Below are 14,094 nucleotides of genomic sequence, written 5' to 3' on the forward strand. Positions count from 1 at the left end.
GGGGACGGTCGCGCTATGTTTCCAATTCGCGACCACAACCCATCCGAGCGCACGCCCTACGTGACCCTTGTATTGATCGCGGCGAATGTCGCGATCTTTCTGGCAGGGCTGGTCCTGTTTCAGGATCAGCGGGCCTTGTCCCAGCTTTATTATGACTATGCCTTGCTGCCGATCCGCCTCTCGAACGGGGAGAATTACACGGCACTTGTGACTTCGATTTTCCTGCACGGCGGCTTTATGCATCTGGCAGGGAATATGCTGTTTCTGTGGATTTTCGGCGATAACCTCGAAGACGAAATGGGCCACATACCGTTTCTGGTCTTCTATCTGGTCTGCGGGATCGGCGCATCCTTGGCGCAATACGGGGCCGATCCGCTTTCCACCATCCCGACGGTCGGTGCATCAGGTGCGATCGCGGGCGTCATGGGGGGCTATCTGTTGCTGTTCCCGAAAGCACGGGTCGATATCTTTATTTTCTTTATCGTCTTTTTCCGCATTTTACCGATCCCTGCGTGGATCATGCTGGGCCTCTGGTTCGTCATTCAGCTTTTCAGCGGCATCAACGTCGACACCTCAAACGGCGGTGTAGCCTATTGGGCGCATGCAGGTGGGTTTGTTATCGGGGCCATTCTGACGGTCCCGCTTTGGATCAAGCTAGGCGCCACACTGTTTTGGCGGCAAACGCACGGGCACCCGCCCCACCCCGAGGCCGAATATACCCGCAGCAATATTCCGATCGTGCGGCGTTAGACCTTGCGAATGACTTTTGCAAAAGTCTCGAAGATAGGCTCGTTGGCGCAAATCAACTGACCATCAGCGATCACATCGCCTTCGGGATTGATGGGCTCGAGGATGCCGCCTGCTTCGCGAACAATGATAATACCGGCTGCAATATCCCACGCATTCAGCCCACGTTCCCAGAATCCTTCGTAACGGCCAGCGGCAACGTAAGCCAGATCCAGCGCCGCAGCACCAAAACGGCGCACACCGGCGCAGGCAGGCAAAATGCGCGCAAGATCCTGGATCGTTTCCGGCAGATCGGCACGGCCTGCAAAAGGCAGGCCTGTGGCGAAAATGCTTTCAATCATGCGATGCCGGCCGGACACACGCATCCGGCTTTCATTCATCCAGGCACCGCCGCCTTTTTCAGCATAGAACATTTCATCCTTTACCGGATCGTAGATCACGCCAGCCACAATCTGGCCTTTATGCTCAAGCGCAATGGAAACGGCCCAATGCGGCAATCCGTGCAGGAAGTTTGTCGTTCCGTCCAGCGGATCAACGATCCAGCGGCGGGTTGGGTCCTCGCCCTCGATTTCTTTGCCCTCTTCGCCCAGAAAACCATAGGTTGGACGGGCATGCAGCAGCTCTTCCATAATCATCGCTTCTGCGGCTTTGTCGGCACGGCTGACAAAGTCACCGGGGCCCTTTGTGCTCACCTGCAGGTTCTCGACTTCGCCAAAATCCTTCAGCAAACCGCGGCCTGCTTTGCGGGCGGTTTTCATCATGACGTTTAGGTTTGCGCTGCCAGCCATCTGTGAGGTCCTTCATAGGGGATCAAGCGCGGCGTATAGGCCGTCGGGCTAGGCGGAACAAGAGGCAAGCGACTTTCCAGTACAATCACATAATTTGGAGATATTAACGGCTTGTTTGCTGCTTGCTTGCATAGTTGCCCCTAGTGACGAGTAGGACAGTATGAAACCGTACCGCATTAATCATTTCCTGCATGAAACGCAGATCGTCGGCCATATTTCTGGTCGGGACATCATAAAGCGCGTGGGTGCGGCTGTCTTGATGGCTGGTATCTGCATTCATGCAGGGTTGGGGGCGCAGGCGCTCATCGTTTTGACCGTTATCGCCATTCTGGAAATTATCTCCTATCCATTGAACAAACGGGCCTCAAAATTTGACCCTCCGCTGCAACTGTCGTCGGGGCTTGCTGTGTTCCTGTTCAATTGGTTGGCCATGTTCCCCTATCTGGCGCTTGGTGTGATTCTCTCACAAAGCGACAGTCTGCCCTATGTGATTACCGGTTATCTTTGGGTTTTCGGGATATACGTTCACGTCAGCAACGCCTTCGGACTGCTTCCGTTTTATAACTGGAGTCAGATGCTCGTCGCTTTTGCCGCGATGTTTCTGATGCATTGGACCCTGATGCACAATCCCGCTTTTGCGCAAGACCCCACAGCGTGGATGCTGACGTCAATTTCGACTTTTGTTTATATTATGAACACCTTTGATACGATGAACCTGCAAAAGGATACACATCAAGCGCTTGAAAGAGCGCGACAAGACGCCAATGCGCGTCTTGCCGATCTTGAGAAGCTCTCGCGCATCGACAGCCTGACCGGTTTGATGAATTGTCGCGCCTTTGATGAAGTCGTCCAAAGCATGATGTCCCAGCATGCCAATAAACAGGGTGTGACCGTTTTTCTGATCGATTTGGATGGGTTCAAACCCATCAACGACAGCTATGGACACAAAGCCGGGGACGCCGTCCTTTGTGCAATTGCGTCAAGACTGGACGCACTCGCAGTGCGCGGTGATCGTGTTGCGCGCGTCGGTGGCGACGAATTCGCACTAATATCGGCGAATATCACGTCCCTGAAACAGGCTGACTCTTTCGCGGCCCATCTTGTCGACAAGCTACGAGAGACCATTCCATTCGAGCAAAAGCAGCTTGATGTCGGCGTCAGCATTGGCATCGCGCGGCAGGGACCGGATGCAAGTACACCGCCGGAACTGCTCTCGGGGGCGGACCAGGCGATGTATCGCGCCAAGCAGGATTCAAACACAAATATCATGATCTATGACAAGAATGCGTTTCCTGTTCGCCCCACATTGAAGGACCGCGAGATTTTGTTGGCAGCGATGCGCAACGGAGAGATCTTGCCTTACTATCAGCCGAAAGTGCGGATCGATACCGGTGAAATCGTCGGGTTTGAGGCACTTTCGCGATGGGAACATCCACAGCGCGGCCTTCTTGCACCATCACAGTTTCTTCCCATGATCAACGAGCTGGCATTGCAAGGCAGCTTCATGGCCAGCACTGCTGAACTTGTGCTGCGGGACCTTGCCCAAATGAAGCAAGAAGGACTCGATCCAGGACAGGTGTCAATCAATATGTCAGAGGTCACGCTGGCGACACTCCTAGGCCGTAAGGAACTCTTTGCGATCCTCGACCGGTATCCCGAACTGCGGCACCATCTGACATTCGAGATTACGGAGGACATTTTCATCGCACGCGCGGGCGAGATTATCCGTCGCTCGATCCAGCTTTTCCGCGATGCAGGCGTGCGCATTTCGCTGGATGATTTTGGGACCGGCTATGCCTCGCTTCAGCACCTCAAGGAGATGGAGTTTGATGAACTCAAACTCGACACGGGCTTTGTGCGTGATCTGGGGTTTGATCCTGCCGCAAGAGTGCTGATCGAAGGACTGGTAACAATCAGCAAAGGCCTTAAGGTCGACTTGATTGCAGAAGGCGTAGAGACTGCACAACAGCGCGACATGCTCCGCGACATGGGCTGCAAATACGTCCAGGGCTATTTCTACGGCGCCGCAATGCCCTTACACGAAACATGTTTGCGACTTCATGCGCGCAGGCAGGGTCTGATCACCCCCACCGGCATCACAACAGCGGCCTAGGCGCGCTGCATCTTCACCGCTTCCTGCCGGGCAAGCCGGATCAAATGCGCCATGAAAGGACGGCTTGTATCCTCTGCCCGCGTCGCTGCGTAAAGACGGCGCGTGATGCCTTCTTTCGTCAAAGGCCGCGTCACATAATCCGCATTGAAACGCACCTGCCTGACAACCCAGTCCGGTAGAACCGCGACACCGCGGTTAGAGGCCACCAAGAGAAGTATTACAGCCGTGAGTTCTACCTGTCGCACTGCTGCGGGCTCGACTTTGGCGGGTGTCAAAAGCTGCGAAAAGATATCGAGCCGCGCGCGATCGACGGGATAGGTGATCAGCGTCTCACCGCGAAAATCCTCCGCTTCGATGACGTCCTTTTGGGCCAGAGGATGATTGGCCGACGCTACAAAAACCGGTTCGTAGTCAAAAAGCGGTGTAAAATCCGTCTCTGGCAAATCCTCGGGATCAGAGGAGACAACCAGATCAACCTCTTCCTTGCGCAAGGCTGGCAGAGCATCAAACGCGAGGCCGGGGCGAATATCGACATCGACCTCGGGCCAGGCTTTGCGGAACTGTTCCAAAACAGGAAAGAGCCATTCGAAACAGGCGTGACACTCGATCGCGATATGCAATCTGCCTGCACTCCCTGCCACCAGACCAGAGAACTCGGCCTCCAGCGCCGCTACTTGCGGCAGGATCTGCTCGGCTGCGGCGAGCATCTTCATCCCTGCGGCAGATAGTTTCAGCGGCTTTGATCGCCGCACGAAAAGCTCAACACCCGCCTGGTCCTCGATCCCCTTGATTTGATGGGACAGGGCCGATTGGGTTATATTCAACTGGTCTGCCGCGCGCGCGAGCCCGCCGGTGTCATGGATCGCCTTGATTGTCCGCAGGTGTCGAAACTCGATATGCATATATGAGGCGTCCTCATGACCTTGGTGAAGTTTATGAAATTGCGTCAACTTCATACTGATGACAAAAGATCATGGCAAGCAAGAGGTGCATCATGTCCAAGCCGAACGTTTCCTTCGAATTCTTCCCCCCCAAATCCCTTGAGGGGTCTTTTCGTCTGTGGGATTGCGTTAACACGCTTGCCCCTTTGGACCCCACTTTTGTTTCCGTGACCTATGGTGCCGGCGGTACCACCCGCAAACTGACGCACGAAGCCGTCACGACAATCCACAAAACCAGCGGTTTGAATGTGGCAGCACACCTGACATGCGTGGACGCGACACGCGCCGAGACCTTGCAGATCGCAGAAGACTACGCTGCCGCGGGTGTGCGCGAAATCGTGGCGCTGCGCGGCGATGCCCCTCAGGGTGCCGCGAAATTCACCGCCCATCCTGAAGGATTTGACAGCTCGGTCGCGCTGATCGAGGCATTGGCCAACACTGGCCGGTTCACCATCCGCGTGGGCGCCTACCCCGAAAAGCACCCTGAAGCGACCGACCACGCCGCCGATATCGCTTTCCTCAAGCGCAAGTTTGACGCTGGGGCGACCTCTGCTATCACGCAATTCTTCTTTGAGGCCGAGACGTTTTTCCGTTTCCGTGACGCCTGCGTTAAGGCAGGCATTGATGGCCAGATCATCCCCGGGATCCTGCCGGTTGAAAACTGGAACGGCACCCAGCGCTTTGCAAAACAGTGCGGCACGCATATCCCGCAGGTGATCCATGACGCGTTCGAGAATGCCACCCGTGATGGCAGCACCGAACTCTTGGCGACCGCCGTCGCAACAGAACTGTGTGATGACCTGCTGCAAGGTGGTGTTGATCATCTGCACTTCTACACATTGAACCGTCCCGAATTGTCACGTGACGTGTGCCATGCGCTTGGTGTGACGCCAAAAGTCCGGTTGCAAAACGTGGCCTGACGCGCCAGCTTCGGGCGAAAATTGTCCGGAGCGCCAATGTTTACTGCGACCACACCCGAAGAAATGCCCGACCTTGAGACAACCCTGTCAATGTCGGGCCTTGAATTCATGCAAGCGATGCAGGACGGGCGCATCTCGCGGCCGCCGATCTCGGCCTTGATGAACTATTCATTGGAGGCTGTGGAGAAAGGCGAAGTCACCTTCCGCGGCAAACCGGAATTCCAGCATAGCAATCCTGCAGGCGGTGTGCATGGCGGGTGGTACGGGACGTTGCTTGACAGCTGCATGTCCTGCGCTGTGATGACGATGACGCCCAAGGGTTCTGTTTATACCACTTTGGAATATAAGGTTAATTTGGTCGGCGCTATTCCGATAGGGGCCGAAATACTCGCCACGGGGATCATCGAACATGCCGGGCGCTCTACCGGAGTGGCGCGGGGCGAGATTCGCGATGCGACAACAGGTAAGCTTTATGCCACCGGCTCAGCCACTTGTCTGATCATGAAGCTGCGGGGCGACTGACACAGACGCCCCGGCATCGCTGATGGTTTCATGCAGGCGTTCCGAGCGATCCTGTCCCACAATACGCCTGCGCCGCGACAAAAATACCTTGGCCCAGGCCCGCCAGTTTCCGATAGACGGGGCCGCCGGATCTTGCGCAAAGCGCCCGCGCCAGCCTTCGGGAAAAGGCACCCCGCACTCTGACAAACGCTCCAGCATCCATACCAAGGGGATATTGGCCAAAGGCCGCGATGGCGGATGCTGCCAGACCTGCCCGCCCACGTCACCATGATTTCCGCGAAACCAGACTTGCTCCACATGGCCGGACCAGCCGTCGGGAAACTGCCACATCACAGGGGCATAGGCGCGGCGGGTCTCGTCAACCGCCAAAGCGTGAAAGCCGTTGCGAATATGCGGGCCGAGCGCGTGATTGTGGAAGTTGTGCTGTGCTTCCGCCCAGCGCCAGATGACCGGCAACCGCAGGCCCAGTGCTTTGACCGTATCCCAAACCGCGACCGCCTCGACTTCGATGGACGGGTGGCAATAAAGTGACCGGAACGCGTCTACTGTCTGGCTTTGTGCACCGCTGCGGTAGTGACGGTATGCTTGGCGGATCGTCCGGACAGTGGCATGTTCGGACCGGACCAGTCCGACCATATCAATGACGCCTGCAAGCGAGCGCACGGCATATGCCCCCCTTGAATAGCCGACAAGAACGATCCGGTCACCGGGACGGTACCGCGAGGCAACGACGCCATAGGCGCGCTCGATCTGCCGATTGATCCCTTTGCCGGTCATGACGTCCCATGTGCTTCTCCAGTCACGCCATTGGATCCCGGCTTCATAGTGGACAGTCACATTGGCGGTGCGTCCGACCTCACACAAGAGTTTGAACGTCAGCCCCGCGTTCGTTTCGCAGCCCTCGGCAAGTGACGACATTGTCCCGTCAAGGATAACCACATGGATCGCAGGGCCACGCCCGCGCACAGCACCTTCTTCACTGCGTGGGCTTCTGTCAAAAAGCCCGAAGAACCAGTCACGCAGCTGCACGCGCATCCTTTGCTTTCCGGATCGTTTTCCAGACACGGTGCGGGGTGAACGGCATTTCTACCTCGCGCACACCTAATTCCCACAGCGCATCCAGCACAGCATTCGCCATTGCGGCAAGCGCGCCAACAGTGCCAGCCTCACCACAGCCTTTCATGCCCATGGGGTTGTAAGTTGACGGCACACATTCAGTTGAAAACCTGATCATAGGCAGATCATCCGCGCGCGGCATCCCGTAGTCCATAAAACTTGCTGTGAGCAGCTGGCCATCCGCATCAAACACCACCCGTTCGGTCAGCGCCTGACCGATGCCCTGCGCCACACCGCCATGCACCTGTCCCTCGGCCAGCATCGGGTTGATCAGATTGCCGAAGTCATCAACAACAGTATAGCGGTCGACAGTGACAACGCCGGTTTCGGGATCAATCTCGACCTCGACCACATGCGCACCATTCGGAAAACTGCGGTTGTCGAGCTTGATCGTCGCCGAATGGCGCAACAGATCATCGCGCCCAGCAGCCCGCGCCATATCCGCCACCTCAAGCAGTGTCGGCGTCAGGTTCGAGCCGGTAATCCGGAAGCGTTCATCATCAAAGCTGACCGCACCGGCATCGACACCTTCGGCATCTGCAAGAAAAGCGGTAAGACCCTCAAGGATCACATCAACCGCTGCCAGTGTTGCTGTATTTTGCACGGTGACCGACCGCGACCCGCCCGTCCCACCGCCAGTGGCGATACGGTCGCTATCGCCCTGTACAACAGTAATCTGACCCGCAGGAATACCGGTCTGGTCCGACAGGAATTGCGCATAGACTGTTTCATGGCCCTGCCCGTTGGACTGGGTGCCGACATAGATTGTGGCACCCTCGGGCGTAAATTCGACCGCGGTTGTCTCGGACGGATTTCCAAGGATGCTTTCGATATAATAGCAAAGCCCCTGCCCACGCAGTTTGCCAGACTTGGCCGATGCTGCCTTACGCATAGCATAGCCTGCGCGGTCAGCCTCGCGGCCTGCGCTGGCCAGCACCATCGCGAAATCACCCACGTCATAGGTGACCCCTGACACGGTCTTATAGGGAAATTTGTCAGGTGCGATGAAGTTCTTTTCGCGCAAGACCCATGGATCAACACCCAGCTGCCGTGCCGCCTCATCCACAGTCCGTTCCAGCACGAAAATCGCCTCGGGCCGTCCGGCACCGCGATAGGCATCAACGGGTGTCGTATTGGTATAGACCCCCCGCGTGCGCATGTAGGCGGTCTGAACGTCATAGGTGCCCATCAGGACCTTGGAAAAGAGCTCAGTCTGGATGTTTTGCGCAAATTGCGAATTATACGCACCCATGTTTGCAATCGTATCAAGCTGGTACGCCGTGATGCGATAGTTATCATCAAAGGCAAGTGTTGCCGTCGAGGTCAGATCACGACCGGCATTGTCCGATAACATCGCCTCGCCCCGGTCCGACATCCAGCGCACAGGGCGGCCCAGGATGCGGGCGGCATGGGCGACACAAAATGGCTCGGGATAGCGCATGGCCTTCATCCCGAAACCGCCGCCTACATCGGGCGTTGTCACACGGATATCGGCAGGATCAAGATTGAAGTGCCGTGCCAGATCGCCCTTGGGGACCCAGACGCCCTGCCCGTTCAGCGCCACGTGCAAACGACCGTCCGCGACCTCGGCATAGCATCCGCGCGGCTCCATTGCATTGGCAATGATGCGGTTATCCATCACATCGACGGTGACGACATGCGCGGCCTCTTGGATGCGAGCTTGTGTGGCGGCTGCATCGCCAAGCTCCCAGTCGAAAGCCAGATTTTCGGGCGCTTCCGCATGGATAGCTTCACCCCCAACCGCCAATGCGACATGCGTCGGCAACTCATCAACTTCCACGAGGATCACCTCTGCGGCATCTTTGGCGGCCGACAAGGTTTCAGCGACGATCATGACAATGGCCTCACCCACATGGCGCACACGGCCCCGCGCAAGCAGAGGGCGCTCGGGTGCGGCCCCCCGCGATCCATCACGGTTCTTCACAGTCGCCCCAGCCAAGCCCAAAACCACACCGGCATCCGCAAGATCATCGGCGGTCACGACCAGATGGACGCCAGGCATCGCGCGGGCCTCATCAACATCAAGCGTCGTGATCTCGCCATGGGCGGTTGTGGCGCGCAGGAAGTATGCGAATAGCGCATCCGCTGGCGCGATATCATCAATGTAGCGGCCATAACCGGTCAAAAACCGCTGATCCTCGACCCGTGTCACCGATTGGCTTTTGCCGAATTTTTCCATTGCTGCACCTCGCTTGCTTGACGCAGACCCTAGCGGTGGATCGGTCCAAGTCCAGCGGCAACACTGAAAAGCCGTTTTTCATCAGGTAAGGTGGGTTTAAACCCACCTTACTCTTCCCCTCACCCCATCAGCGCGTTATTTGCCCTGCGTACACAGCAAGGACCAAACCGATGCCGATGGAAAAGACATTCGACGCCAAGACAGCAGAACCCCGCCTTTACAAAATGTGGGAAGATGCAGGCGCTTTCAAAGCAGGCGCAAATGCCAGCCGCGATGAAACCTTTTGCATCATGTTGCCGCCCCCTAATGTGACAGGCCACCTGCACGTCGGACACGCGTTTAACCATACCATCATGGACATGCTGACCCGCTGGAAGCGGATGCAGGGCTACGACACGCTCTGGCAACCGGGGCTGGATCATGCGGGTATCGCCACGCAATTGATGGTGGAAAAAGACCTTGCCGCAAAAGGCCTGCCAAAGCGCACCGAGATGGGCCGCGAGAAATTCCTTGAAAAGGTTTGGGAATGGAAGGCGGCCAACGGCGGGCAGATCGAACAACAGGCGCGGCGCTTGGGCGACAGTATGGATTGGTCCCGTTCGGCCTTTACCATGTCGGGTGCTGAAAGCGCGCCTGCAACGGAAAAACCCGGCAATTTCCACGACGCTGTGCTCAAGGTCTTTGTCGAGATGTACAACAAGGGCCTGATCTACCGCGGCAAGCGTCTGGTCAACTGGGACCCGCATTTCGAAACCGCGATTTCCGATCTTGAGGTCGAGAATATCGAGGTCGACGGCCATATGTGGCACTTCAAATACCCGCTGGCCGGTGGCGAGACCTATGAATACGTCGAGAAGGATGAGGACGGTAACGTCACCCTGCGCGAAACCCGCGATTACATCTCGATCGCCACGACCCGCCCCGAAACAATGCTGGGCGATGGTGCTGTTGCGGTCCACAAAGACGACGAACGCTATGCGCCCATCGTCGGCAAACTGTGCGAAATCCCCGTGGGTCCCAAAGAACAACGCCGCCTGATCCCGATCATCACAGACCCCTACCCCGATATGAACTTCGGGTCGGGCGCGGTGAAAATCACCGGCGCGCATGACTTCAACGACTATGAAGTCGCCAAGCGCGGCGGCATCCCGATGTACAACCTGATGGACACCAAAGGTGCGATGCGCGCTGACGGCAAACCCTATGTGGAAGAGGCCGCCATCGCCCAAGCCATCGCCAACGGCGAACAGGAATTTGACGAAGCGATGATCGCCGCGATGAACATGGTCCCCGAGGAATACCGCGGGCTGGACCGGTTCGAGGCGCGCAAGCGGGTGGTGGCGGATATTACGGCTGAGGGTAATGCGGTGATGGTGCCCAATCCACGCGTGGGTTCCACCCACCCTACGGAGGACGATGGTAGGGTGGGTGACAACCCACGCGAAGACGCAACCGGCGAACCCGCCATGATCCCCTATGTCGAAGCCAAAAAAATCATGCAGCCCTTCGGCGACCGCTCAAAAGTTGTGATCGAACCGATGCTGACCGACCAATGGTTCGTCGACACCGCGCAAATCGTCGGCCCCGCGCTGGATGCAGTCAAGGAAGGCCGCACCAAGATCATGCCCGAAAGCGGCGAGAAGGTGTATTACCACTGGCTGGAGAATATCGAGCCATGGTGCATCTCGCGCCAACTGTGGTGGGGGCATCAGATCCCGGTTTGGTATGGGCCTGGTGTTCAGACATTTGTCCCTCACGAAGATGACAGTGGTGAGCACTACAATCCAACCGAGGTTTACCACAAATCGCTAGATTACTCAGAAACACACACATTCTGCGCAGCAAACGAAACAGAACTGCTTGAACAAGTCAGGCAGTATTACGATGGGGCAGAATCTGGCGACCCGCAGTTTGTTGTCGATGAGCAAGAATTTGGCCGACTAGCCGATGAAGATGAGTATCAGCTGTACTTGTACCGCGACCCCGACGTCCTCGACACATGGTTCTCCTCCGGTCTCTGGCCTTTCGGCACCCTCGGCTGGCCTGCGGAAGATGAGGCTATGAAATACTTCCCCGGCGACGTCCTTGTCACCGGTCAGGACATCCTGTTCTTCTGGGTCGCCCGCATGATGATGATGTCCGAGGCGGTCTTGGGCCAGGAACCTTTCCACACGGTTTATCTGCACCAGCTCGTCCGCGACGCAAAGGGCGAAAAGATGTCCAAAACCAAGGGCAACGTCATCGACCCGCTCGACATGATCGACGCCTACGGCGCCGACGCCCTGCGCTTTTCCAACGCGCAGATGGCGGCCTTGGGTGGTGTGCTGAAAATCTCCGAGGACCGGATCAAAGGCTATCGCAACTTCGGCACGAAACTGTGGAACGCCTTCAGCTTTGCCGACCACTACGACATCCCCTACCCCGGCGATGCGACACGGCCAGAAGCGACACAAACGCTCAACAAATGGATCATCGGCGAAACCGGCAAAGTGCGCGAGACCGTTGATGCCGCGATGGAGGCGTATCGCTTTAACGACGCCGCCGACGCGCTTTATGCCTTCACATGGGGCAAGGTCTGCGACTGGTATCTGGAATTCTCCAAACCGATCCTGCAGAGCGATGATGCGGCGGCCAAGGCCGAGACAGAACAAACCCTGCGCTGGGTGCTGGACCAATGCCTGATCCTGCTGCACCCGATCATGCCGTTCATCACCGAAGAGCTCTGGCAGCAGGCCGACAGCCGCGCCAAAATGCTGGTCCACGCCGATTGGCCGACCTATACGGCGGCCGATCTCGTGGATGCGGACGCCGACCGCGAAATGAACTGGGTGATTGATCTGATCGATAACGTCCGCTCGGCGCGCGCGCAGGTACATGTGCCGGCGGGTGCCAAAGTGCCGCTTCTGGTGACGGGGCTGGACGCCAAAGGGCAATCCGCATGGGACAACAACCATGTGCTGATCCAGCGCCTTGCCCGCATCGAAAGCCTTTCACATGTGGATGACTTCCCCAAAGGCTGCGTCACCATCCCGATGGAAGGCGGCACCTTTGGTATTCCGCTGGCCGATCTGATCGACGTGGCCGAGGAAATCGCGCGGCTCGAAAAAACGATGCAGAAGCTGGGCAAGGAACTGGGTGGCCTGCGCGGGCGTTTGAACAACCCCAAATTCATCGAATCCGCCCCGGATGAGGTTGTGGCCGAAGCGAAAGCCAACCTTGCCTTACGCGAAAACGAAGAGGCGCAGCTCAAGGCGGCCATCGCGCGCCTACAAGAGATCGGCTAGACCAAACAGGGGGCGGCCGTGTCACTGCCCCCTGACTTTCCATGTCTCTTCAAACTTCCGCCGGAGGCAATTCTCAGGGCACCACACGCTCGACCGCGCGCATCATCCCCAATGCTTTATCATAGACTAGCGTCAAAATGCGCCACCCACCCGTCTTGGCCGCCACCTGCGGCATAGACCGTACCGCAAGTGCCGCGCCCGAACTCGCCAAAAATCCGCGTCTACTCAGTTTCATGCGACACCCCCTTAATGAGAACCGCTCGCACATAAGAACAGTTGCACAGAATTCAAGCACAGGCTTATCTGGCCCCATGACAAAACCCGCCCTTACCCCACTCGCAGAAAGCCTGCCTGCCTCGGTCCCGTTCGTCGGACCCGAAGCGCAAGAACGCCAGATGGGCCGCGCATTTACAGCGCGCCTCGGTGCAAACGAGAGCGCCTTTGGCCCCTCGCCAAAGGCCATCGCAGCCATGCAGAAGGCCGCAGGCGAAGCATGGATGTATGGCGATCCCGAAAGCCATGACCTACGCCACGCGCTAGCCGCGTATCACGGAATTGAGCCTGAGAACATCATGGTCGGCGAAGGCATTGATGCGCTCCTGGGGCTTCTGGTCCGCCTTTATGTTGGCGCAGGCGACGCCGTCGTCACTTCGGCAGGGGCCTATCCCACCTTCAATTACCATGTCGCGGGTTTCGGCGGGACGCTGCACACAGTGCCTTACAGTGGCGATCACGAAGACCCAGACGCGCTGATTGCCAAAGCAACCGAAGTGGCGGCGAAACTTGTCTATATCGCCAATCCCGACAATCCGATGGGCAGCTGGCACACAGCAGAGGTGATCCAGCATATGATCAACCGCCTGCCGTCAGGATGTATGCTGGTTCTGGACGAAGCCTATATTGATCTCGCTCCGGATGGTACCGCGCCTGCGATTGACCCAAACGCGTCAAACGTCATCCGCATGCGCACTTTCTCGAAAGCGCATGGTATGGCCGGTGCGCGTGTCGGCTATGCGATCGGATCGTCAGAGGTGATCAGCGGTTTCAACAAGGTCCGCAACCATTTCGGCATGTGCCGGATCAGTCAGGAAGGCGCATTGGCCGCGTTGCAAGATACCGGTTGGCTCTCCCACGTCCGGAAAGAAGTTGCACAAGCGCGCAACCGGATTGGTGCGATTGCGCAAGCGCACGGTTTGCATCCGCTGCCCTCAGCCACCAATTTCGTCACGATTGACTGTGGACGCGGCGGCGATTTTGCCCGCGCCGTTCTGGCCGCCCTTGTTGCAGAGGGCATCTTTGTGAGAATGCCCTTTGTCCCCCCGCAGGACCGCTGCATCCGTGTCAGTTGTGGTACAGAAGCACAGCTCGACGCCTTTGCGCAGGCCCTCCCAAAGGCGCTGGCGCAAGCACACGAAAAATTAAGGTGATTTTTATTTTGGGCTGATTATCTTTCCGCAACCGCA

The 14,094-nt window shown here is 57.5% G+C and carries 11 protein-coding genes; 6 read left to right on the top strand and 5 right to left on the bottom strand.

All coding sequences use genetic code 11. The annotated features are described in order from the left end of the window. The first annotated feature begins 15 nt into the window (after positions 1 to 15). The gene (locus SJY29_RS11705; RefSeq protein WP_400083165.1) at positions 16 to 750 is read left to right on the top strand and encodes a rhomboid family intramembrane serine protease; all 735 of its coding nucleotides are present in this window, start codon (positions 16 to 18) and stop codon (positions 748 to 750) included. Here SJY29_RS11705 and SJY29_RS11710 read toward each other — a convergent pair. Continuing rightward, the gene (locus SJY29_RS11710; protein ID WP_400083167.1) at positions 747 to 1,535 is read right to left on the bottom strand and encodes an inositol monophosphatase family protein; all 789 of its coding nucleotides are present in this window, start codon (positions 1,533 to 1,535) and stop codon (positions 747 to 749) included. The two genes, SJY29_RS11705 and SJY29_RS11710, sit on opposite strands and share 4 nt — an antisense overlap. A gap of 160 nt (positions 1,536 to 1,695) precedes the next feature. On the opposite strand from SJY29_RS11710, the gene SJY29_RS11715 reads away from it, so the two are divergent. Then, positions 1,696 to 3,648, top strand: a complete 1,953-nt coding sequence (locus SJY29_RS11715; RefSeq protein WP_400083170.1) for a putative bifunctional diguanylate cyclase/phosphodiesterase — start codon at positions 1,696 to 1,698, stop codon at positions 3,646 to 3,648. On the opposite strand, the gene SJY29_RS11720 is transcribed toward SJY29_RS11715, so the two are convergent. Beyond that, positions 3,645 to 4,550, bottom strand: a complete 906-nt coding sequence (locus SJY29_RS11720) for a LysR family transcriptional regulator (protein ID WP_110278326.1) — start codon at positions 4,548 to 4,550, stop codon at positions 3,645 to 3,647. The genes SJY29_RS11715 and SJY29_RS11720 overlap by 4 nt on opposite strands. A 92-nt stretch (positions 4,551 to 4,642) precedes the next feature. Here SJY29_RS11720 and metF point away from each other — a divergent pair, with 92 nt between their 5' ends. Together metF and SJY29_RS11730 are read left to right on the top strand one after the other, a co-directional pair. Beyond that, on the top strand, positions 4,643 to 5,509 hold the full coding sequence (gene metF, locus SJY29_RS11725; RefSeq protein ID WP_400083173.1) for a methylenetetrahydrofolate reductase [NAD(P)H]: 867 nt from the start codon (positions 4,643 to 4,645) through the stop codon (positions 5,507 to 5,509). A 36-nt stretch (positions 5,510 to 5,545) separates the two neighbouring features. Continuing rightward, complete coding sequence (locus tag SJY29_RS11730; protein ID WP_400083176.1) at positions 5,546 to 6,031, top strand: PaaI family thioesterase; 486 nt, start codon at positions 5,546 to 5,548, stop codon at positions 6,029 to 6,031. On the opposite strand, the gene SJY29_RS11735 is transcribed toward SJY29_RS11730, so the two are convergent. Together SJY29_RS11735 and SJY29_RS11740 are read right to left on the bottom strand one after the other, a co-directional pair. Next, a complete protein-coding gene (locus SJY29_RS11735) occupies positions 5,993 to 7,060 on the bottom strand; it encodes a DUF2235 domain-containing protein (RefSeq protein WP_400088918.1) in 1,068 nt (355 codons plus the stop codon). The two genes, SJY29_RS11730 and SJY29_RS11735, sit on opposite strands and share 39 nt — an antisense overlap. Continuing rightward, positions 7,047 to 9,347 (bottom strand): xanthine dehydrogenase family protein molybdopterin-binding subunit, encoded by a 2,301-nt coding sequence (locus tag SJY29_RS11740; RefSeq protein ID WP_400083178.1) that lies wholly within the window; start codon positions 9,345 to 9,347, stop codon positions 7,047 to 7,049. The genes SJY29_RS11735 and SJY29_RS11740 overlap by 14 nt, the downstream gene beginning before the upstream one ends. Before the next feature lie 170 nt (positions 9,348 to 9,517). On the opposite strand from SJY29_RS11740, the gene SJY29_RS11745 reads away from it, so the two are divergent. Beyond that, on the top strand, positions 9,518 to 12,631 hold the full coding sequence (locus SJY29_RS11745) for a valine--tRNA ligase (RefSeq protein WP_400083180.1): 3,114 nt from the start codon (positions 9,518 to 9,520) through the stop codon (positions 12,629 to 12,631). Positions 12,632 to 12,704: 73 nt separating this feature from the next. On the opposite strand, the gene SJY29_RS11750 is transcribed toward SJY29_RS11745, so the two are convergent. After that, positions 12,705 to 12,866: a Tat pathway signal protein gene (locus SJY29_RS11750; RefSeq protein ID WP_400083183.1), complete on the bottom strand. Its 162-nt coding sequence runs from the start codon at positions 12,864 to 12,866 to the stop codon at positions 12,705 to 12,707. A 76-nt stretch (positions 12,867 to 12,942) separates the two neighbouring features. Here SJY29_RS11750 and SJY29_RS11755 point away from each other — a divergent pair, with 76 nt between their 5' ends. Next, the gene (locus SJY29_RS11755) at positions 12,943 to 14,058 is read left to right on the top strand and encodes a pyridoxal phosphate-dependent aminotransferase (RefSeq protein ID WP_400083186.1); all 1,116 of its coding nucleotides are present in this window, start codon (positions 12,943 to 12,945) and stop codon (positions 14,056 to 14,058) included. The last annotated feature ends 36 nt before the right edge of the window (positions 14,059 to 14,094 follow it).

It is taken from the genome of Yoonia sp. R78084, assembly GCF_044595625.1.
Taxonomy (GTDB): domain Bacteria; phylum Pseudomonadota; class Alphaproteobacteria; order Rhodobacterales; family Rhodobacteraceae; genus Yoonia.